At 31.8% G+C, this 22,205-nt stretch carries 21 protein-coding genes; 7 read left to right on the top strand and 14 right to left on the bottom strand.

Annotated features, from left to right (window positions below; translation table 11 throughout):
• Positions 1-52: 52 nt before the first annotated feature.
• From V6624_RS01450 to V6624_RS01465, 4 genes are all read right to left on the bottom strand, one after another.
• Positions 53-1,138 (bottom strand): DUF6630 family protein, encoded by a 1,086-nt coding sequence (locus V6624_RS01450; protein ID WP_111285143.1) that lies wholly within the window; start codon positions 1,136-1,138, stop codon positions 53-55.
• Positions 1,139-1,160: 22 nt separating this feature from the next.
• Positions 1,161-1,862, bottom strand: coding sequence for an SMI1/KNR4 family protein (locus V6624_RS01455; RefSeq protein ID WP_111285141.1), 702 nt, complete (start codon positions 1,860-1,862; stop codon positions 1,161-1,163).
• Between the two features lie 109 nt (positions 1,863-1,971).
• A complete protein-coding gene (locus tag V6624_RS01460; RefSeq protein ID WP_111285139.1) occupies positions 1,972-2,670 on the bottom strand; it encodes an SMI1/KNR4 family protein in 699 nt (232 codons plus the stop codon).
• A 65-nt stretch (positions 2,671-2,735) separates the two neighbouring features.
• On the bottom strand, positions 2,736-4,295 hold the full coding sequence (locus V6624_RS01465) for an NAD(P)/FAD-dependent oxidoreductase (protein WP_111285137.1): 1,560 nt from the start codon (positions 4,293-4,295) through the stop codon (positions 2,736-2,738).
• 278 nt (positions 4,296-4,573) lie between these two features.
• Between V6624_RS01465 and V6624_RS01470 the strand changes: the two genes are divergently transcribed.
• Positions 4,574-4,810, top strand: a complete 237-nt coding sequence (locus tag V6624_RS01470; RefSeq protein WP_111285135.1) for a hypothetical protein — start codon at positions 4,574-4,576, stop codon at positions 4,808-4,810.
• Positions 4,811-4,903: 93 nt separating this feature from the next.
• On the opposite strand, the gene V6624_RS01475 is transcribed toward V6624_RS01470, so the two are convergent.
• Positions 4,904-7,099, bottom strand: a complete 2,196-nt coding sequence (locus tag V6624_RS01475; RefSeq protein ID WP_111285133.1) for a RecQ family ATP-dependent DNA helicase — start codon at positions 7,097-7,099, stop codon at positions 4,904-4,906.
• 86 nt (positions 7,100-7,185) lie between these two features.
• Between V6624_RS01475 and V6624_RS01480 the strand changes: the two genes are divergently transcribed.
• The 4 genes from V6624_RS01480 (at position 7,186) to lptB (ending at position 10,140) form a co-directional block, all read left to right on the top strand.
• Entirely contained in the window at positions 7,186-8,151 is a 966-nt protein-coding gene (locus V6624_RS01480) for a KpsF/GutQ family sugar-phosphate isomerase (protein WP_162614934.1), read from the top strand.
• On the top strand, positions 8,151-8,966 hold the full coding sequence (gene tatC, locus V6624_RS01485) for a twin-arginine translocase subunit TatC (RefSeq protein ID WP_111285131.1): 816 nt from the start codon (positions 8,151-8,153) through the stop codon (positions 8,964-8,966). Before V6624_RS01480 ends, tatC begins: the two co-directional genes overlap by 1 nt.
• On the top strand, positions 8,959-9,309 hold the full coding sequence (locus V6624_RS01490; RefSeq protein ID WP_111285129.1) for a carboxymuconolactone decarboxylase family protein: 351 nt from the start codon (positions 8,959-8,961) through the stop codon (positions 9,307-9,309). Before tatC ends, V6624_RS01490 begins: the two co-directional genes overlap by 8 nt.
• Before the next feature lie 90 nt (positions 9,310-9,399).
• A complete protein-coding gene (gene lptB, locus V6624_RS01495; RefSeq protein ID WP_111285127.1) occupies positions 9,400-10,140 on the top strand; it encodes an LPS export ABC transporter ATP-binding protein in 741 nt (246 codons plus the stop codon).
• 68 nt (positions 10,141-10,208) lie between these two features.
• Here the strand turns inward: lptB and V6624_RS01500 are convergent, their stop codons facing one another.
• Together V6624_RS01500 and V6624_RS01505 are read right to left on the bottom strand one after the other, a co-directional pair.
• Entirely contained in the window at positions 10,209-11,063 is an 855-nt protein-coding gene (locus tag V6624_RS01500) for a glycoside hydrolase family 25 protein (protein ID WP_111285125.1), read from the bottom strand.
• A 9-nt stretch (positions 11,064-11,072) separates the two neighbouring features.
• Positions 11,073-11,783 (bottom strand): CDP-alcohol phosphatidyltransferase family protein, encoded by a 711-nt coding sequence (locus V6624_RS01505; RefSeq protein ID WP_111285123.1) that lies wholly within the window; start codon positions 11,781-11,783, stop codon positions 11,073-11,075.
• Positions 11,784-12,057: 274 nt separating this feature from the next.
• Between V6624_RS01505 and V6624_RS01510 the strand changes: the two genes are divergently transcribed.
• Positions 12,058-13,041, top strand: coding sequence for a PorV/PorQ family protein (locus tag V6624_RS01510; protein ID WP_338841900.1), 984 nt, complete (start codon positions 12,058-12,060; stop codon positions 13,039-13,041).
• A gap of 33 nt (positions 13,042-13,074) precedes the next feature.
• The gene (locus V6624_RS01515) at positions 13,075-14,211 is read left to right on the top strand and encodes a DUF4105 domain-containing protein (RefSeq protein WP_338840672.1); all 1,137 of its coding nucleotides are present in this window, start codon (positions 13,075-13,077) and stop codon (positions 14,209-14,211) included.
• 4 nt (positions 14,212-14,215) lie between these two features.
• Here the strand turns inward: V6624_RS01515 and V6624_RS01520 are convergent, their stop codons facing one another.
• The 7 genes from V6624_RS01520 to V6624_RS01550 form a co-directional block, all read right to left on the bottom strand.
• Positions 14,216-15,610: a sugar transferase gene (locus tag V6624_RS01520; protein WP_338840673.1), complete on the bottom strand. Its 1,395-nt coding sequence runs from the start codon at positions 15,608-15,610 to the stop codon at positions 14,216-14,218.
• 67 nt (positions 15,611-15,677) lie between these two features.
• Positions 15,678-17,018: an O-antigen ligase family protein gene (locus V6624_RS01525; protein ID WP_338840676.1), complete on the bottom strand. Its 1,341-nt coding sequence runs from the start codon at positions 17,016-17,018 to the stop codon at positions 15,678-15,680.
• A 14-nt stretch (positions 17,019-17,032) separates the two neighbouring features.
• Positions 17,033-18,121, bottom strand: coding sequence for a glycosyltransferase family 4 protein (locus V6624_RS01530; RefSeq protein WP_338840677.1), 1,089 nt, complete (start codon positions 18,119-18,121; stop codon positions 17,033-17,035).
• Complete coding sequence (locus V6624_RS01535) at positions 18,118-19,236, bottom strand: glycosyltransferase (RefSeq protein WP_111285112.1); 1,119 nt, start codon at positions 19,234-19,236, stop codon at positions 18,118-18,120. The genes V6624_RS01530 and V6624_RS01535 overlap by 4 nt, the downstream gene beginning before the upstream one ends.
• Position 19,237: 1 nt before the next feature.
• The gene (locus V6624_RS01540; RefSeq protein ID WP_111285110.1) at positions 19,238-20,218 is read right to left on the bottom strand and encodes a hypothetical protein; all 981 of its coding nucleotides are present in this window, start codon (positions 20,216-20,218) and stop codon (positions 19,238-19,240) included.
• A gap of 1 nt (position 20,219) precedes the next feature.
• Entirely contained in the window at positions 20,220-21,215 is a 996-nt protein-coding gene (locus V6624_RS01545; protein ID WP_111285108.1) for a glycosyltransferase family 2 protein, read from the bottom strand.
• Positions 21,212-22,198, bottom strand: a complete 987-nt coding sequence (locus tag V6624_RS01550) for an exostosin domain-containing protein (RefSeq protein ID WP_162614933.1) — start codon at positions 22,196-22,198, stop codon at positions 21,212-21,214. The genes V6624_RS01545 and V6624_RS01550 overlap by 4 nt, the downstream gene beginning before the upstream one ends.
• Positions 22,199-22,205: the final 7 nt, after the last annotated feature.

Below are 22,205 nucleotides of genomic sequence, written 5' to 3' on the forward strand. Positions count from 1 at the left end.
TTCTTGTGTGATCCTTCCTTCGTCAGGATGACAAACTTTGAGATTAAATCAACTAAAGCTGATCTACTTCAATTTTTGTCAATTCTGATAATTCTAAAATTCGGCCGACATCTTCTTTATTTGCTATAAAAAACAAATAATTGTCTCCATTTGTATTATAGCTCATCAACTCCAAATTTTGTTTTTCTAAAGCCGATTGAATGTATGGAAACAAATCATGACTATATGTTTCTTCGGGATAATCGAAAGTGAAATCTTCGCCAATTAAATCAGAAATAAAATATTCTGCGTCTTCAGGATCAAATTTCCAGTCGCTGTTCCAAGCATCAATACTTTCAAAAAAGGCAAAATGATCTTCTACCATATCATAATAATCTTCTGCTGGTTTCTTGAAGTTTTTAAAGAGTTTTTTAGCTTCCTTTTTTAATTCTTTTTCTTTAATATTTTCTCTCGAAACTAATTTTATAAATTCTTGGAAAGTTTCTTCTGTTACTTCTTCGCTTTCTACCAAATTTTCAGTTGAAGGAAGCTCGACTGTTTTCGGAATTTCGATATTTAAATACTCACAGATTCCTTGCAAAACCAGTTTAAAGTCCCTAATTCCTATTTCCTCACTTTCATTCTTGGGATTATTTACATCAATTAACTCGCTTTCCAGTAATCCTTTAGTGTAATCAAAAAAGTGTTTTCCTGAATACAGCATCTTGAAATCGTTAATTTCTAAACTATTGGTACAGCAAAAAAATAGTAGAAAGTTTTTTATAGAACGTTTAAAGAACTTTTTCTCTTCTAGCGTTGGTTCCGAATAAAATTGAATATGTATAAAATCATATTCCAAACCTTCCTGGATTGTTTCATCAGTAAGAGTTGTGATATTCATTTTTTTATAAAGCTCATTTAAAACTTCATACGGATTATTAAAGCCTGCTTTTTTTATTTCTGCATTTCCTTCCTCATGATCCAATGAACCTGGAAAGTAAAATAAATTCACAATCACATTTTCTTGAATTCCTTTTACTTTAAATTCAAGACTAGATTGCTGATTAAATAAATACGAGTAAATTGGATCTATAACATCAAAAGAAATGATGGATTTTGGATCGTTATTTCTATTAAATAAATTGGAGAAAAAGCTCATTTATAATATTTAGTATTAAAAACTAATCGTTAGAATATTTAAAACTCTGATTCATTTTATCGAAAGGAATTACTTCGTTAACAATCGATTCCAATTCATGATCTGTTAATAATCCTCTCGCCGATTCTACAATTTTTGGCGAAACATTTATTTCATAATCAATAATATCTCGTTTTAAAATTTCTTCTAAAATCGAATTCTGACGATCGGTTAAATATTTTTTATGCGATTTGAAAACAGCTTCGATATCTTCTCTAAATTCTTCGTCGCTCAATTCGTTGTAAATGTCTTGTTTAGACATATCAATCAATAAAACTTTGAAGATAAAATCCTGAAGATTTTTTGCCAGATAATTCACTTCATTCATGTCATGCCAAACGAAGACAATTGGCACATCACCATTATTTTCTTCGTTTAAGAAAAAGCAATAATGATCGCCGCCGCCGCTTTTAGCAAACGGAATAAATTTAAATTCCGGAAATATATTGCGATAATCTTCTGGATCTCGAAGTTCTTCGATTTCTTCGGCAACAGATTTTAAATTCAATGATTCAAAATCATACGAATGTAAAAGCAAAGGCGGATTCTCTTTTAAAGTAGGATAAACCTCTGTATACCAATTTGGACCATATTCTCCGACATCCAACATGCCGTCTGCGTCTAACTGTTTGTATAAGAGCGGAAATTCAAATCCGTATTTTTTTTCGATTTCTTGTATTGTCATCTTTGGGGGAATATTCTATTAAAATCAGAATACTAAGATAACAATCTTTTCCTACATGAAAAGTGCGAAGCCAATTATTTCAAGGATTCAGCGATGATAAAGATGTTTTTTAATCTGTAGAATACTCAAAACTAGTATCCATTTTATCAAAAGGAATAACTTCATTAATTATTTTATTCATTTCTATATCGGTCAATAACCCTCTTGCGTCTTCATTGCCATAAGAAAATGAAATTTCATAATCTATAATTTCACGTATTAATATATTTTGCAAAATATCTTGTTCTTTATCTGTTAAATATTTTGCGTGAGATTTAAGTACATTCACAAGATTATTTCTGAATTCTTCATCATTAACCTTATTAAAAGTATCTTGCTGAGACATATCTTGCAAAATCATTCTAAAAATAAAATCCTGAAGGTTTTTAGCCATATACTCTGCTTCATTATCATCATGATAAAGAAAAACTACAGGCAATTCGCCTTTATTCTCTTTATTCAAAAAGAAGCAATAATGATCTCCAGCTGCATTGTGTGCAAACGGTATGAATCTAAATTCCTCATTTATGTTTCTATAATTATCAGGATCCATAAGTTCTTCGATTTCTTGAGAAACTGATTTTAAATTCATTAGCTCAAAATCATAAGAATGCAAAAGTAGAGGCGGATTATCTTTTAATTTTGGATAAATCTCAAAATACCAATTAGGACTAAATTCTCCCCAATCTAGCATTCCGTCTACATATAACTGCTTATACAAAGAAGGATACTCAAATCCATATTTCTTCTCAATTTCTTGCGGTGTCATTTTATCATATTTAAAAGTTAAAAAACTTCACAAATATAATAATTTTACTACAAAAAATAATTGAGTTATTTCAATGCTTCGGCAATCATCAACGCACATTTTTCGCCATCGATAGCAGCAGAAATAATTCCTCCTGCGTAACCTGCACCTTCTCCGCAAGGATATAAACCTTTGATTTGTAAATGCTCTAAAGTCATAGCATCTCTCGGAATTCTAACTGGTGACGAAGTTCTACTTTCTGGTGCATGTAAAATGGCTTCATTGGTTAAATAACCACGCATTGATTTTCCAAAATCCTGAAAACCTTGGCGCATAATTTGAGTTAAAAATCCTGGAAAAACCTGTCCCAATTCAACTGAAGTCGTTCCCGGAACATAAGAAGTTTTTGGAATATCTGCTGAAACTTTGCTTTTCGTAAAATCGATCATTCGCTGTGCTGGAACTTTTTGAGTTTCTCCTGCCAAATGCCAAGCTTTTTGTTCGATGCTTTTTTGAAATTCCATTCCTGCCAAAGCTCCAAATTTTGCAAAAGGTTTAAAATCTTCCAATTTCAATTCAACCACAATTCCAGAATTTGCTGTTGACTGATCACGTTTAGATGGCGACCAACCATTTGTAACCACTTCACCCGGACTTGTTGCACATGGCGCAATTACACCTCCGGGACACATACAGAATGAATACATTCCGCGCCCGTTAACTTGTTTTACAATAGAATATGGAGCTGGTGGCAAATGTTCTCCGCGGAAATCACAGCTGTATTGAATACTGTCTATTAATTCCTGAGCATGCTCTGCACGAACTCCTAAAGCAAAAGGTTTTGCTTCTATTAAAATTTTCTTTTTGTCTAATAATTCAAAAATATCACGTGCCGAATGTCCAGTTGCCAAAATCAATTTGTTGGCGTGAATTTTATCTCCGTTTTGAGTTACGATTCCTTCAACTTCATTGTTCTTTACTAAAATATCGTCTACACGAGTTTCAAATAAAACCTGACCGCCAAATTCCCTAATTTTATTTCTAATGTCTTCAATAATTTTAGGCAATTTATTAGTTCCAATATGCGGATGCGCTTCAACCAAAATATCTTCTGAAGCTCCAAAAGCTACCAGAAGTTCTAAAATTCTAGTTACATCACCTCGTTTTTTAGAACGCGTATATAACTTTCCGTCAGAATATGTTCCTGCTCCGCCTTCACCAAAACAATAATTAGAATCTTCATTAACGATATGTTCACGGTTTATCGCTTTCAAGTCACGACGACGGCCTCGAACGTCTTTTCCACGTTCTAAAACTATTGGTTTTAAACCTAATTCAATTAATTGCAATGCCGCAAAAAGTCCTGCTGGACCTGCTCCAACCACTATAACTTCTTGCGCATTCGAAACGTCCTTATATATAGGAAGCTCGATTTTGGTTTCCTGAAAAGGTTCGCCTTTTAAATAAATAAGAACTTTCAAATTAATTTTAATCGCTTTCTGACGTGCATCAATTGAGCGTTTTAAAATTGAAACGTGCTGAATTTCTTGAGCAGAAACTTTGATTTGCTTAGACAAATGGTCTTTTAGCAATGATTCGTTTGCAGCAATTTCTGGTGTTACTTGAAGTAAAAGTTCTTTAGGCATTTTTGTGTTTTTATTCTATTAGCTTTTCTTTCTATGAAAAGAACATGCAAAAGTACTATTTTGAAATGAGATTTTATATTTACTCTAAAATTTGCACGCAGATTTAGTACAAATCAAAGCAAATTTTCAGCACAAAGAATATCGTAGAGACGCACTGCAGTGCGTCTAACATATTACAGGCACACCTTGCGTAGACGCACTGCTGTGCGTCTCTACATAGAACCTTTAAGAAAGACTTTGTATCTTTGTTCCTAACAACCTTTGCACCTTATAAAAAAATGTCAAGAAAAATAAAACTAATTTGGGATTTCCGTGGACCAGCTTCTGCAAAAACTGCCGAGCACCACGAAATTCATTTAAAAGAATATATCGCAATCGAAAAATTGCCACTAAATATTACGGGATTTAAAATCATCGACGAAATGTACGCCATAGCTTTTATGGTTGTAACCGACGAAAATATGATTCAAGTAAGAGATGCTTTGAAACCGCATCGAGGGGAACTCTACGAGTAGTTTTCAGTTTTCAGTCACAGTTTACAGTTTTGTACTGAGACTAATTTTAAGTCGCAGTTTACTGAGACTGTAAACTGCAACTGTAAACTTTATTTAATTCGCTACTTCGCTGATAAACTTAATACGCATCAAACGTAATTCGTCAATATCGTAGTCGCCATCAAATTCTTTAAGAGCGTCTTCTATTTTATCTGATTCTGATTCCATGAAGTAATCGTGAATTTCTTCTTGCTGATCATCATCTAAAATATCATCTAACCAATATTTGATATTCAGCTTAGTTCCAGAATAAACAATTTGTTCCATTTCTTTGATCAAAGCATCCATCGTTAAACCTTTCGCAGAAGCTATATCACTTAATGGAAGTTTTCTATCAATATTCTGAATGATATATAATTTGTTGGCAGAATTTACTCCGGTAGATTTTACTACTAAATCGTCTGGACGAATAATATCGTTATCATCAACATAACGGCTGATTAAAGCAACGAATTCGCTTCCATATTTTTTGGCTTTTCCTTCTCCTACACCATGAATATTGTATAATTCGGTGATAGAAATAGGATATTTAAGTGCCATATCTTCAATCGAAGGATCTTGGAAAACTACAAATGGTGGAACTCCAAGTTTCTTAGCCACTTTTTTACGAAGTTCACGAAGCATTCCAGTTAGAACTTCATCTGCAGTTCCTGATGATTTTCCACCAGTTACAATAGTTTCGTCATCGGCTTCAGTATATTCATGGTCTTCAGACATCATAAATGAAACTGGGCTTTTAATAAAATCTAAACCTTCTTGTGTAATTTTTATAACGCCGTATGTTTCAATGTCTTTAGACAAATACCCTGTAACTAAAACTTGTCTTAATAATGCCATCCAATACTTCTCATCATGGTCTGAACCAGAACCAAAATAAGGCTGAGCATCTGTTTTATGCGCTTTAATTACCGCATTGATTCGGCCAATTAAAGTAAAGACAATTTCTTTTGATTTGTAAATATGTTTGGTATCACGAACAATTTCAAGCAATTTAACTACTTGTTCTTTCGCTTCTACTTTATGTTTTGGATTACGAACGTTGTCATCCATATCGGCACCTTCGCCTGTTTCGCTGTCAAATTCTTCTCCGAAATAGTGAAGAAGGAATTTTCTGCGCGACATTGAGGTTTCGGCGTAAGCCACAACTTCCTGTAAAAGGGCAAAACCAATTTCCTGTTCGGCAACTGGTTTTCCAGACATAAATTTCTCCAGCTTTTCTACATCTTTATAAGAGTAATAAGCCAAGCAATGTCCTTCTCCACCGTCACGTCCAGCACGCCCGGTTTCTTGGTAATAGCTTTCAAGCGATTTTGGAATATCGTGGTGAATTACAAAACGAACGTCTGGTTTATCAATTCCCATTCCGAATGCGATAGTCGCCACAACCACATCTACATCTTCCATCAAGAACATATCCTGATGTTTTGCACGTGTTTTTGCGTCTAAACCTGCATGGTAAGGAACAGCGCTGATTCCGTTTACTTGTAAAACTTCGGCAATAGATTCTACTTTTTTACGGCTTAAGCAGTAAATAATTCCAGATTTGCCTTTATGTTGTTTGATAAATCGAATAATATCCGACTCGATATTTTTTGTTTTTGTACGAACTTCATAGTACAAGTTCGGTCTGTTGAATGATGCTTTAAAAGTATTAGCATCAGACATATCAAGGTTTTTCAGGATATCTTCCTGAACTTTTGGGGTTGCAGTTGCAGTAAGACCAATAATTGGCACTTTACCTAATTGCTTAATAATGTGTCTTAGATTTCTGTATTCTGGTCTAAAATCATGTCCCCACTCTGAGATACAGTGCGCTTCGTCGATAGCGACAAAAGAAATTGGCACACTTTGCAAGAAAGCAACATATTCTTCTTTTGTTAAAGATTCTGGAGCAACATACAAAAGTTTAGTCAATCCAGAAGTAATATCTTTTTTAACCTGTGCAATTTCTGTTTTGGTAAGTGAGGAATTTAATACGTGAGCAATTCCATTTTCAGACGAAAGACTTCGAATTGCATCAACTTGGTTTTTCATCAAAGCAATCAGAGGAGAAACAACAATTGCTGTTCCTTCCTGAATTAAAGCGGGTAATTGATAACAAAGAGACTTTCCACCGCCCGTAGGCATAATTACGAAAGTATTTGTTTGACCTAAAATACTCGTAATAACTTGCTCCTGCAAGCCTTTAAATTGGCTAAAGCCGAAATACTTCTTTAATTCTTTATGTATTTCAATTTCGTTTGAATTCATTCTCTATATTAATGGTATTTTGTATAAATTTGCAACACATAAAGATACAACTTTCTTTTATACATACAAATTTTAAATATTCTGATTTGATCACAAAAGAAAATATATTGGCAATTGCCAAAAAAACAATACTCTCTGAAAGTGAAGCAATTACAAAATTAATTGATTTTCTGGACGAAAATTTCTACGAAGCAGTCCAGCGTATCTATGAAACCAAAGGTCGTTTAATCGTTACGGGAATCGGAAAAAGTGCCATCATTGCTCAAAAAATGGTCGCTACTTTTAACTCTACAGGAACTCCTTCTATGTTTTTGCATGCTGCAGAAGCAATTCATGGCGATCTTGGAATGATACAAAATGATGACATCATTATCTGTATTTCGAAAAGCGGAAATAGTCCGGAAATTAAAGTCTTGGTTCCATTATTAAAGCGATTTGGAAACACCTTAATTGCGATCACAGGAAATGTAACTTCATTTTTAGCAAAAGGCTCAGATTATATTTTGAATGCTACAGTTGATGTGGAAGCTTGTCCAATTAACTTAGCTCCTACAAACAGCACTACAGCGCAACTTGTTATTGGTGATGCTTTAGCAGTCTGTTTGATGGAAATGCGTGATTTTAAACCAGAAGATTTTGCAGTTTATCATCCAGGCGGCGCATTAGGAAAAAAACTATTGCTTCGTGTAAAAGATATGATCGAAAACTCACTAAAACCAACCGTAGCTCCTGATACATCTGTCAAAAAAGTGATTTTTGAAATCTCTGAAAAAAGACTTGGTGTTACAGCTGTTGTTGAAAATGATAAAATAATCGGAATTATTACCGATGGAGATATTAGACGAATGTTAAACGATCGGGATTCGATAGCAGATTTAACAGCTAGGGATATCATGACGATAAACCCAAAAATGGTTTCGTCTGAGACAATGGCTGTTGATGCACTGAATATATTAGAAGATTACTCGATTACTCAGTTAATTGTTTCTGACGAAGGAACATACAAAGGCGTTTTACATTTACATGACATTTTAAAAGAAGGAATCGTATAATGGCAAAAAAAAATCTTGGCGAAATGTCATTTTTGGATCATCTTGAAGAATTAAGATGGTTATTAGTTAGAAGTACACTTGCAACATGCATCATGGCATTTGTTACTTATTTTATTAGTGATTATTTATTTGATCAAATTATTTTAGGTCCAATTAGACCAACATTTTTTACTTATGTTTGGTTTTGCGACCTATCACATTCTTTGGGATTCGCAGACAGCATTTGTATTACAGAACTGAATTTCATTATTCAGAATACCGAAATGGAAGGTCAGGTAAACATCTTTGTATGGATGTGTCTTTTGGCCGGATTTATTTTGAGTTTCCCTTATATTTTATGGGAAATCTGGAAATTTATCAGTCCAGCTCTTTATGAGAAAGAGAGAAAAAATGCGAAACTATTCATTTTCGTTTCATCTTTACTTTTCTTCTTAGGAGTATTGTTTGGGTATTTTGTAGTAATTCCCATGTCTGTAAATTTCGTGGCTACTTTCTCTGTGAGTGATATTGTAAAAAACCAATTCACACTCGAGTCTTATATGGGAATGGTTAAAACGAGTATTTTAGGAAGTGCAATCTTTTTTGAATTGCCAATCGCTATTTATTTCTTAACGAAATTAGGATTAGTAACTCCTGAATTCTTGAGAAAATACTGGAAATATGCTGTAGTAATTATTTTAATTATCGCCGCAATTGTAACTCCGCCAGACGTTGTAAGTCAGACTATTGTTGCAATTCCGATGTTAATTATCTATGAAGTCAGCATCCTTATTTCGAAAATTGTTTATAAAAATAAATTAAAAGAAAATGCCTGATATAATTCAAGAATTTAACGACTATCGTTCTAAAATGAACGAAAAACTGCTTGCTGACAACAACAAAATTGTTAAGCGAATTTTTAATCTTGACACCAATGCTTACGCAGAAGGCGCTCTTGATGTAAAAACAAAAGAACTTTTAGGCTTAGTTGCATCTACTGTTTTAAGATGCGACGACTGTGTAAAATACCATTTAGAAACAAGTTATAAAGAAGGGGTTTCTAAAGAAGAAATGATGGAGGCTATGGGAATCGCAACTCTTGTTGGAGGAACAATTGTTATTCCTCATTTAAGAAGAGCTTACGAATTCTGGGAAGCTCTTGAAGAAGCAGGAAAATAAATAATTGTTAATACGTTTAACTGTTGAATCGTTTATTTGTTAATTTGCAACGAATAAACGATTTATCGATTAAACGATTAAACTTAAAAAATGAAATTAAGAGCCGATAATTTAATCAAAACTTATAAAGGACGTAGTGTTGTAAAAGGAATTTCTGTTGAAGTAAATCAAGGAGAAATCGTAGGTCTTTTGGGACCAAATGGAGCTGGAAAAACAACCTCTTTTTACATGATTGTGGGATTGGTAAAACCAAATCAAGGAAATATTTATCTTGACAATTTAAACATTACCGATTATCCGATGTACAAACGTGCACAGCAAGGAATTGGTTATTTGGCACAAGAAGCTTCTGTTTTTAGAAAATTAAGTATTGAAGACAATATATTGAGTGTTTTACAATTAACAGACCTTTCTAAAGAAGCACAAATTGCCAAAATGGAAAGTTTAATTGAAGAATTCAGTTTAGAGCATATTCGCACCAACCGAGGCGATTTACTTTCTGGAGGTGAGCGTCGTCGTACCGAAATTGCACGTGCTTTGGCAACCGATCCAAAATTTATTTTATTGGATGAGCCTTTTGCTGGAGTTGACCCTGTTGCGGTTGAAGATATTCAGCGAATTGTAGCACAATTAAAAAACAAAAACATCGGAATCTTAATTACCGATCACAACGTTCAAGAAACGCTTGCTATTACTGATAAAACATACTTAATGTTTGAAGGAGGAATTCTTAAAGCAGGAGTTCCAGAAGAATTAGTAGAAGACGAAATGGTTCGTCGTGTTTACCTTGGACAAAACTTCGAGCTTCGTAAAAAGAAACTGGAATTTTAAAAAAGTATTCAGTCGCAGTCTCAGTTTACAGTCTCGCAAATACTGTAAACTGAGACTATGACTGTAAATCATTCAACGGTAATAAACTGCAATTGTTCTAAATCGCCATTGTAAATATTGACATCAACACGATGTTTAATTCCTGGCAGAGAAGCTTTTTCTGTAAACTGCCAAAACAGCCAATCATCTTCAATTTTTTCTCTGTAGAAATTATAATTGGCAATCCAGAAAAGATATTCGCTAAATTCTTCTTTTAAAAAATCAGAATAATATCTTTCTCCAGAATAAATTATAGGGCGAACTTGATAATGTTTCTCAACTTTATTCAGCCAACGCTTCAAACCTTTTTTCAAACTATCTAAAGGCTGATTTTTAGGCAATTTTTCGATATCTAAAACTGGCGGAAGATCTCCTTTCTGCAATTTTACTGTTTTGATAAAAAGGTCCGCTTGTTCGATAGAATTTTCATTCGGGCGATAATAGTGATAAGCACCGCGCATGATTTTGTTCTCCTTTGCTCCTTCCCAATTTTTTTTGAATTGTCTATCAACACGATCATTTCCAGCTGTAGCGCGAATAAAAACGAATTGAACAGGATATTTTTCGTCCAAAATTTCAACTTCATCCCAATCGACTTTGCCTTGAAATTCAGAAACATCGATTCCGATTACCTTTCCTTTATGATTTTCAAGAACACGAATGTTTCGAACATCAGAAAGGTGTTTGTCAACCTCATCTTCGTCTAAAACTTTTTCCGATTTAAATCCTAAATAATAAGCCAAGCCTTTGCGATAATGATATATTATCCCAATGAATAAAAGTGCAAAAAAAATCAAAAGAATAGACCGAAAAAGTCTGCTTAGAAAAGATCTTCCAGCTGGTTTTCTTGAATATGTTTTACGGTAAGTTGTTTTTCTTGCCATTAAATAGAACTATTTTTTCAAAAACAGATTATTTACAATTGACAACAATACATAGAAAGCAATAATTAATGGAATTGCAATGTAATGAAGCAAAACAATCATTAATACAGAAATAATCAAAAACACAATTTGAAGCGCATTTTCTTTCAAACTGAATTTTTTAATTTTTAAAGCAAACAACGGAATTTCAGCATTTAAAATATAAGCACTACATAATGTTATCACTAATAGAACCCATTGATTGGTTAAAATCTCCAAAATCATAAGAGAATCTGAAAATGAAATTACCAAAGGAAGGCTTAAAATAAACAATGCATTCGCTGGAGTCGGCAACCCGATAAAAGAATCTGTCTGGCGAGTATCAATATTAAAATTAGCCAAACGATAGCAAGAACCTAGAGTGATAATAAATCCTAAAAACGGAATTGCAGGATGTGTTCCTAATTCGTGTGCGCTGTTAGTAAACATGCTGTACATTACGTATCCTGGAGTTACACCACTGGTTACCATATCTGCAAGAGAATCTAATTGCAATCCAAGCGGACTTGAAACTTTAAATAATCTGGCAAAAAAACCATCAAAGAAATCAAAAAAGATTCCTAGACAAACCATATAAAAAGCCATTAAATAATCGCCTTCAGAAACAAAAACAATTGCAACGCAACCGCAGAAAAGATTTATTAATGTAATAAGATTTGGAATATGTTTTTTGATGTTCATAGTTTGAAATTTTGATAATGGTAGAGAACAAATTTAGCATAATAAGTCAATGCGAAACGAGTTTTTTCAAGAGTTTTTTATTTCTAAGCTCTACTTTCGGAATATTTAGGGAAATGAACTTATTAGATGAGTAAATTATTATATTTTTGATAAAAATTAACACAGACCTCTGTCTGCAAAAAATAATCAGTTGAAGAAGCTTTTCGCATTTATATTATTTTGGAGTTTCACTTCGCAATACGGCCAGACCGTTCGAAAATATTCGAACGAGTTTATGAATATTGGTGTCGATGCAGCTGCATTAGGAATGTCAAGTACAGTGGTCGCTTCAACAAAAGACGTTAATGCTGTTTACTGGAATCCTGCAGGATTAACACACCTTGAAGATCATGAAATTGCTTTAATGCACGCCAGTTATTTCGCGAATATTGCGCAATATGACTACATAGGTTATGCAAGTCCTATTGATGATCAAAGTGCTTGGGGAATTTCGATGATTCGTTTTGGAGTCGATGATATTATGGATACAACCCAATTAATCGACAATCAAGGAAATATCGACTATAACAGAATCAGCCTTTTTTCTACAGCTGATTATGGTTTTACTTTTTCTTATGCGAGAAAACTTCCTGTTGACGGATTTCAATATGGTGTAAATGCAAAAGTAATTCGAAGAATAATTGGAAAATTCGCCAATTCTTGGGGATTTGGATTTGACATCGGACTTCAGTTTGAAAGAAACGATTGGAAATTCGGATTAATGCTTCGCGATATTACGACGACTTACAATATCTGGAATATTGATGAAGAAGAATATGCAAAAATTGCAAATGCTATTCCGGGAGAAAATAATGAATTACCAGAAAGCACAGAAATAACATTGCCAAAAGCACAATTAGGAGTTTCAAAAAGATTTGATTTTCATAACGAATGCAGTATTGTAACTTCAGCAAATTTGAATATGCGATTTGAACAGACCAATGATATTATTTCATCAAAAGTAGTAAGTATAGACCCAGCTCTAGGGTTTGAATTTGGTTATACTGATTTAGTTTTTGTGAGAGCCGGCGCAGGTAATTTTCAGAATGTAACGCAATTGGATAATACCGAAAAAGTGAATTTTCAGCCTAATATTGGTTTAGGATTTAGATACAAAGGCATTCAAATTGATTATGCTTTGACGGATTTAGGAAATCAAAGTACAGCATTATATTCTAACATATTTTCTTTGAAAGTAGATTTAGGAATCTTTAGGTAAATTATAAACCAAAAATCTTTAAAAAATTAAATCATGAAAACTGTCATGTTCAAAAAAACACTTTTTATTTTCTTCTTATTTGTAAGTTTTATTGGGTTTAGCCAAAGTATACCTTTATCAAAAGAGGCTAAAATAAGTGTTCTTACTTGCGGACTTGGAAATGAAACTTATTCTTATTTTGGACATACAGCAATTCGTGTTACAGATCCTGCTAACAACGTTGATATTGTTTACAATTATGGTGCTTTCGATTTTAGAACACCAAACTTCGTTGCCAAATTTGCAAAAGGCGATTTACAGTATTTTATTGTCGCGCATCCTTTTCCTGATTTTTTAAATGATTATAATGATGATAAAAGGAGTGTTTACGAACAAGAACTTCTTATTTCTCCTGCTTTAAAACAAACTATTTTTGATAATTTGAACAAAGCTCTATTTTCTGAAGAAAGATCGTATACTTATAAATTTATTGATAAAAACTGTACGTCGATGGTTGTGGATGTCATCAATAAATCATTGGGACAAAATGTAATTACTAAAAAAGAAGATACTGACAGAACTTATCGTTCTATTCTATTTCCATACTTCGATGGTCATTTCTACGATCAATTAGGCACAAGTATTATTTTTGGAACTAAAGTTGATCAAATGGGAACAAGAATTTTTCTTCCTTTTGAATTAAAAAATAGTTTAGAGAAAACTACTTTCCAAAATAAACCTTTGGTTGCCAAAAGCAAAACATTACTAGAATTTACTAAAGAAACTCCAAAATCTTGGTGGAATAATATCTACACTTATCTAGTTGTTTTACTTTTTGTAGTATTAGCAAGAAATAAAACTATTGATAAAATCTACTTTTTGATTTTATCTCTAATGGGAATATTCTTTGTTACAATGGGATTTTATTCTTTTCACCAAGAACTGGCGATGAATTATAATGTTCTATTGTTTAGTCCGCTTTTATTGGTTTTAGTTTTGTTTTCAATTTTCAAAAACAAATTATGGACTTATAGATTTTCGCTAATCAATTTTGTGCTTTTAGTGATTTACTTTTTGTTTTTGATCAACAAAGCACATTTCTTTATCACTTTGCCATTGATTTTTACAAGTGGAATTGTATTGGTACGAACAGCTATTCGCAATAAAAGACCAATTCCGATTATAATCTAAATCATTATTGGCCTCGGTAGAATAAAACCGTAGTAATGGTTTTGAAAGTAATACTAAGATCCAGAAATACACTTCTGTGCTTGATATAATATAAATCGTATTGAAGTTTAATCAAACTTTCGTCGATCGATTCTCCGTACGAATAATTTACCTGCGCCCAGCCTGTAAGTCCAGGTTTAATTACATGGCGCGTTTCGTAAAAAGGCATGACACTTGCAATTTCTTCAACAAAGAAAGGTCTTTCTGGTCTTGGGCCAATTACAGCCATATCGCCTTTTAAAACATTAATAAACTGAGGAAGTTCATCAATTCTTGATTTTCGCATAAATTTACCAAACGGAGTAACTCTTTTATCATTGTGAGTTGCAAAAACAGCTCCATTGGTTTCCGAATTCTCAGTCATGGTTCTGAATTTATAAATTTTGAAAACAACTCCATTTTTACCTACTCTTTCTTGAGTGTAAAAAAGACTTCCTTTATTGGCAAAAAGATTTCCAATAACAATGATCGGAATAAAAATAGCGCAGAATACAAGTCCTAGAAAAGAAAAGAAAAGTTCCATTAATCGAATCAGTAATAAATATAATTTATTATTGTTGCTTCTGCTAAATGGGAAGAAACGATAAAAATCTCTCCCAATGTAGTGTACAGGAATTCGTTGTGTTTTACTTTCGTAAACTTGCGTATATTCTCTGATAATATTTCCGTTTTCTAACAGGTGAAGCAATTGCTGATACAAATCGGTTGTGATACCATCAGTTTTTTGTGATGCAATTATAATCTCCGAAACATTGTGTGTGGTTACAAAATGTTCCAAATCTTCTTTTTTTATTTCTTTTACATAATGAAAATCTAGATTCTCATCTGAAACTGAATCGGAATTTACAAAACCAATAATTTTATAATGCGGATCGACATTTTCCAGTCCTAAAACTAAATCTTCAACCTCACTTTGGTCACAAATCAAAACCACATTTTGAGAAAAACGATGCGATGCCAAAAAGTAAACATAGAAAAAACGCCATAACAGCAACGCACTCAAAACAGCAAAATAAAAAATTACAATTACGACCCTTTGTTTAGGAAGTTCTGGCGATAAAACCGGCGTAAATAAATATACCGTTACAGCGGTAAGTGAGGTTAGAATTACACTTTTCAGAATCTGAAACTGATTACTGGCTGTCTGTAAATTATACATTTCGAAAATTGCTCCGAAAACATATACATAACCAATCAGTAAGAACGATTTAAGAAACCTATTTTCGTGTAAAGAATAATATCGATAATCAAAAAGTAAACTCAACAGAAACAAAGCTGTAAATATAAATGCAGCATCGAAAAGACAAAGTAGAACCTTTCTTTCCGAAATCTCGAAATGCATTTTCCTTTTTGAAAACATCGCTAATAGGTTTTAAATATGATTATTGGGCACGGCAAATGTATCGTAAAAAAATAAAACTAACCTATTAATTTTCTGTTTCCTCAGGAATTTTAACCTGAACATAAAGAAGTGATAATGCATAAACAAACGCTGGTGCAGCAATTCTCATGGCTGCATGGTTAATGGTAAGTAACCAAAACATAAAAAAAGACAGAAAATATAAATGTTGCTTGTTGTTTATATAACTAATAATTGGTGTAAAAAAAAGAATTAAAAATGCAAAAATACCAAATACACCATGTTCTGCAATTAGTCTTGTAATTTCACTATGCGATGCTACTTCTTGTCCTAATTCTTCGACTCTTTCATATTTACTCATTCCTGCTCCTACTCCAAAAACAGGATTATTTAAAAACAAATTTATCTCTGCATTCATAACTTCTTCTCTCCCTCCTAAACGATCTTTTTTCTCCCTCCCACGAGCATCTTTATTAGCATATCGTTTTTCGATAAGTCCATGGGTTTGAAAGGAAGTATAGGTCCATATTCCAATAGATATTAATCCTGTTAAGAAAAAAACTAAAACAAATTTGCTTTTCCCTTTAGCATTAGAAAAATAATACACAACAGCAAACAGACAAATAATCATTGCTATTGCTGTAAAAATCCCTCCTCGAGAAAAAGTAACAATACCTCTATAACTTATGAATATGAGTAAACTTCCATTAATAAAAATGTCTTTTTTAGATTTTGAGAACAGAACCAATTGAGTGAAAAAGACAAATATGCCTAATCCCAGTATTGTAGAAACTTGATTAGGACCAAACCCTCCCGAAGTTGCAAAATTTGATTGAGTTCCTGTTACAACCTCTTTTATACTTGGCGTATATAAAAACAAATAAACGGTAGTTGCTATTACAGGAAAGCCAATTGCCTTTAATATATTCTGAAGCTCATTAAAGACAACTTTTCTATTAATCATATAAGTTGCGCATATAGCTAAACAAAAAGGGCCAGATAAATTAAAAACTAGAATTTTTCTAATATCAATATCAAAACTGGCTGTTTCTGTGGTAATTAAAACAGCAGGTAATAGTAGTATTAAAAAAAATGAGAATATGAATGCGCTTTTAGAAAAGTTGTTAAAAACCATACCGCAAAGCATAAAAAAGACGACTAAATACTTCACATACTCATTGTTGAAATTTCCACCTGTCATACGTAAAAAAACCTCAGCTCCTACTAGATAAGCACTTACATACAATACTTCATTGTTTTTGTTTTTATTTTTAAAAACAAAAAAAGCACCTATAACTGGAATTAGAAAAGCATAAATTTTAGACAAAAAAGGAAGTACAAAAACGGCAAATGCTATTATAATATGCAGGATGATTAATGATGTATAAGTAAATTTTATATTTTTCATTTATATAAATAGCTTTATTTTGCAAAAGTAGTCAAAGACTTCAGCCATGCGATGTATCTGCTTAAAATTGATTTTTCACTAAAATTCTCTTCAACTAAAGAAAATAACTTTTCACCCATTATTTTTCGCGTTTCTTCATGTTCGATCAAATTTTCGACAGATCTTACAAATTGTTCCAAATTATTTGATTCTATCAATAAGCCCTCTTGCTGAGATCGTATAATTTTTTTTACTTCTCCAACATCTGTTGCAACAACTGGTAAGCTTGACAATCCATATTCCAAAACAGCCAAAGGAAGTCCTTCTGAGTGAGAGGTCAAAACAGCAATTTCAGATTGTTTAAGTAAATTTTCTGTGTTATTCATCTCTCCATAAAAAAATACTGTTTCAGTAAGCTCAAGGTCTTTTACTTTTTCTACAAGATTTTTACTATAATCATCATGAAAATCTTTACCAATTAAATGGAATGACCATTCTGGGAATTTTTGATGAAGTATTTCTGCTCCATTTATCAATAGTTCATGATTCTTTTGTGGGCGCAAATTGGCAACGCAAATTATTCTTTTGCCATCAATTCCTTTTAGTTTAAAATTACTTGAAGAATCTACCGATTCGTGTATAAAATTAGGGAAATAAGAGACATTCGAGCAATGTAAATAATCTAAAGCCCATTTTTTCAGATAATCGTTTACTGAAATAATTCCTAAAAATAAAAATGACGCTATTTTCAATATTAAGTTTTTTCTAGAATCTAAATCTTGAGAAATACCGAAATGATCATGCCATATAATTTTAATCTTTGGAATAAAAGTTTTGGCTAGAGCCGCAATAAAAAATGAAGAACTATGTGTATGAATTATTTCTACTTTATTTCTTTTTAGATAGCTAATCAGTCTAGAAAGAGCTTTTGGATCAATACTTGATTTTTTTTTCAAAAATAAATATGACACTTTTTCATCTAAATAATCTAAAAGCAAACCTTCTTTACGAGTTGTTATTAGGCCCGAAAATTCAACTTTTTCCGAAAGTGCATTGGCATAATTTACGGCCATTCTTTCTGCTCCTCCAGTTTCTAAGGAATCTATTATCTGTACGATTCTCATACTTGTAACAATGCTTTAATTTCTTTTTCGAAAATGTCAGTTGTATATTTTTGCGACCAGATTGAAGCTAATTTACTTTTATTCGTAAACGCTTCTTCATTTTCAATTATTTTCGCAATTTCATTTAAATCTTTCTCTAAGTTCATTTCTAACATAATTCCTCTAGTCCCAAAATCCAACATCGAAGGAACGCAAGAAACTTTAGTCGCAATAGGGAAACATTCCCAAAACATTCCCTCGGCAATTGCTTTAGGCCAACCTTCACTTTTTGATGGCAATACAACGAAATGACTTTCTTTATATGCCTTTTTTAAAGTTTCTCTATTTTGATTTCCCTTTAAGAAAATATATTTATCTAAATTGTTAGTCCGAATATAGTTTTCAAGAGAATTTCTTTCTACACCATCTCCATATAAATCTAATGTAACATTATAGCCTTTTTCAATTAATCCTTCAATCAATTTTATTGCATACAAAGGTCTTTTTCCATCCACTAAACTTCCAACAAAAAGAAACTTAAAGTAAAAATTAGCGTTGCTTTTATCGATTATCTCTTTTTCTGAATCAGAGTAAGTAGCTGTAAAAAAGGATTTGATATTTTTTGATTGATTTTTCCAATCACCGTAAACTAAAACTTTCATATTTTTAGTCAAGAAAGTATTTTTTAGCAAATACTTCTGTAATCTATATGTCCAGGGTTGTTTGCTATTTGGATCCCAATTACCAGCATATTTAGCAGTTTTTATTTTATTTGGAAATAGAATTTGAACAAAACAAGCGACTAATCCCATATTCCCTGGACATCTTAAATGAATATGATCTGCTTTTTTCATTGCCAGATATATATTCCAGAAAATAATAGGTAATTTAAAAATTGATGCTATTCTGCTTTTTAGAGATGTAAAACTAAAATCTGGAACATTTTTAAAATCTATATTATTGCACTGATAAGATAGATCAATAGGCAAAATATTTCCATTTTTTAATGGAGCAACAATTGTTACTTTATTAACATATTTCAACCAAATATTCATTTCTCCAATATATGGTCCATAACCAAAATATTGATTGTCTTTATGAATATGATTGACATGTGTTATTATTAAAAAATTCATTCTAGTTTCTTTCTACTAATCTTAAAATAACTTTTTGAGGCGCTAAATATTTGTCAAAATAATTTCGACTTTCCAATTCTAAGCTTTTTTTAAAGTTTGGATCGTCTATCAATTTCTTAATATTTTTTTGCAAATCGTCTTTATTTCCAATATACAAAACATGCTTTTCATTCTCTAAATCTGCAGGTAACTCATTATAATGATGAGTTGTGATAATTGCTTTCCCAAGAGCTAAAAATTCTCCTAACTTCCAGCCATGGCAAGAAAGAACAGCTGGTGTATTGAATACAAATGCAGAGTTTTTAATTTTTTCGATATAAATATTAAGTGGAATTTTTTTTGAATATACTAATTTATCAAAACCTAAATTATCTCCATTAGTTCTAGCAGCAAATCCTCCTTCAAAATTAAGATCCGAATTGTTTTTACATGTTTCAATAAATAAAGCCCTATTCTCATTTGTTTCATTTTCCTTTTTCCAAATTGAATTCATAAAAAAGATTTCATTCGAAGAAGATTTTACATGTTGATATTTTTTCAGGTCCAGCCTTTTATATTGCCTCCAATAATTTGCTACAAACTCTTTTTTATTTTTAATGTTCTTTCTAAACTTAAAAAAATTGAGACTTAAAAAATACAATGTTTCACTTAAATTCCAGATTTTAACCCCAAAACTTGGACCAATAGGAACAACTTTTTTATTATGATTAACTGGCAGTTCCTTAGTGTTATAATTTATTTTTCCGTAAACATCGCACCATTCAAGTTCTGCAGTGCCAATTTCACTAGAATCTCTTGAGTCTATAATTATTTTTTTTGATTGATTTCCTTCTTCAATAATTATAGCAAAAGTACCTTGGCTAAATGCTGGAAACTTTGACACATTAAACTCAAAATTCTTATAAATTTCATTTAGTCCTTGAATATAATATGCATCATAGAATATATTACAAAGTCCATAAATGTAAATTTTTGTTTTCATTTTACTTTTTTGGTTTATTAAAAATTAAAATAAAGCATCCAACAACTCGTCCTATTGCTTCTCCAAAAGCGTCTTTTTTTTCATTTCCTTTAATCGCATTTGTAAATCGTATCAAAATCAATAAAAATGTGATAGCATTCCATTTCAAACGATCATTCAAAATCGGATTAGGATTTTTTACTCGCCAAACATACCATCCATTTCTTACTACCATTTTACCATATTTATATTTATTTGGTCGCCCAGACGGTGCATGAAAATGTGATAATCGTGCGTTTGTATTTACCATGTTTTTTCCAAACTGTAAAGCTCTCAAGCTAAAATCTGCGTCTTCGTAAAGACCGTAACCCTCAAAAAATTTTGAAAATTTAATTTTATCCAAAACACTTTTCCGAAATGCCATTGACATTCCTATCAATAAATCAACTTCGTATGTTTTTCCCGTCAAAGGAAATCCACAAGTTCTTCCATGCGAATAATTGGGCATTTTTCCTGGACCTAGATTAGAGCTAAGTCTCAGATAATTTCGAGCAACATTTCGTAATCCTTCTTTATAGGCATATTTTTCAAACAAATAGTATTTCCTTTTATTGTATGAAACATTGATTTCTTGTGGTTGCCATTTATTCTCGTTAATTGCAACTCCACCTACTCCAATAATTTCATGATTTGATTGAAATGTTTTTATAACTTCCGCAAAATAATTAGATTCTAAAACTGTATCATCATCTAAAAAACAGACAATTTCAGAATCAAGAGCAGTTTTAGAGATACCAAAATTTCTTTGTCGTGTAAGCCCACGATGCTCATCTGAAACTGAAAAATATTCCAAATTCTTAAAATTATGTTCACTTAGAATTTTAGCTGTTTCTTTGTCCAATGATCCATCGACAATCAAAATTTCGTTTGGATAAACACTCTGAAGTTTAATTGAAAGTAAAAGTTCCAATAATGATTTTGGACGCATGTAAGTGCAGATAATTAAAGAGAACTTCATTTATTTTTAAATTTTTCATTTGCAATCTGAATAAAATAATCTATTCTATTCAGTTTTTCTAGTACTAGTTTTCTATTATTTTCTTGTATTTGCTTAAGTTCCATCTCTGTTTTAGTCGTATGAAAAAGAATCAAATCTTGAATAATAGAATCTTCAGAAACTATTAAACAATGTTTTGTCCAATTAATTTTATCAGATAGAGGCAATCTAACATCTGTATCGATTAAAACTGGAATCCTTCCCATTATCAATGCTTCATAAAATCTAACAGAAAAATTTCCATTTCCGCGCAGACAAAAAGTATATAAATTATCCTGAATATTTTTAAAAAACTCAATTGTTGTTTTTTCTTTATTTTCATTTCTTGCTCTATATCTATCTCTAAAAATAAAATTGCTTTGGATTTTTTTTTCTTTTTGAATTTTATAAAGCAGTTGATGCCTTTTTTTTCCTACTGGATAAAAAGAATGATAATCTTCTGGGTATTTTAAGCCTAAATTAGATACGTTCTTTTGGATATAAAGTAATAATTCTTTAATAAATTTAAAATACGATCCATTTGCATTTCCTACAAAACCAATATTTGGTTTTTCTTTCTTTGGAAGTACAAAAAAATCATTTTTTAAAATTTTATCATATGGATCATTTATAAAACATGGCAATATACATGTGTTAGCAGCCAGTTTTGAATTAAAACCTCCCAACCTAAAAGTTAAAACATTTTCATTTTTAAGGGCAAATCCAAAATCGCCACCTGCATAAATCCAAATTGGCATTTTATTTTGTGAAACTTTTTCAATCCAATTATGGAAGAAATTAGTCTTATCTTTTCTTAAAAAAGAAACAATATCTACAGGAAAAATGGCAACGTCAGCTTCAGAAAGAGAATCTGCAAAAATAAAATTTGACCTTGTGTGATTATTTGGCAGGTATACCATATCAAATAATAATGGAAATATTATTTTTCTGTTATCTTCTGTCAAGAAAAGA

The sequence above is a fragment of the Flavobacterium ginsenosidimutans genome, from assembly GCF_037478105.1.
In the GTDB taxonomy this organism is placed as follows: Bacteria; Bacteroidota; Bacteroidia; order Flavobacteriales; family Flavobacteriaceae; genus Flavobacterium; species Flavobacterium ginsenosidimutans.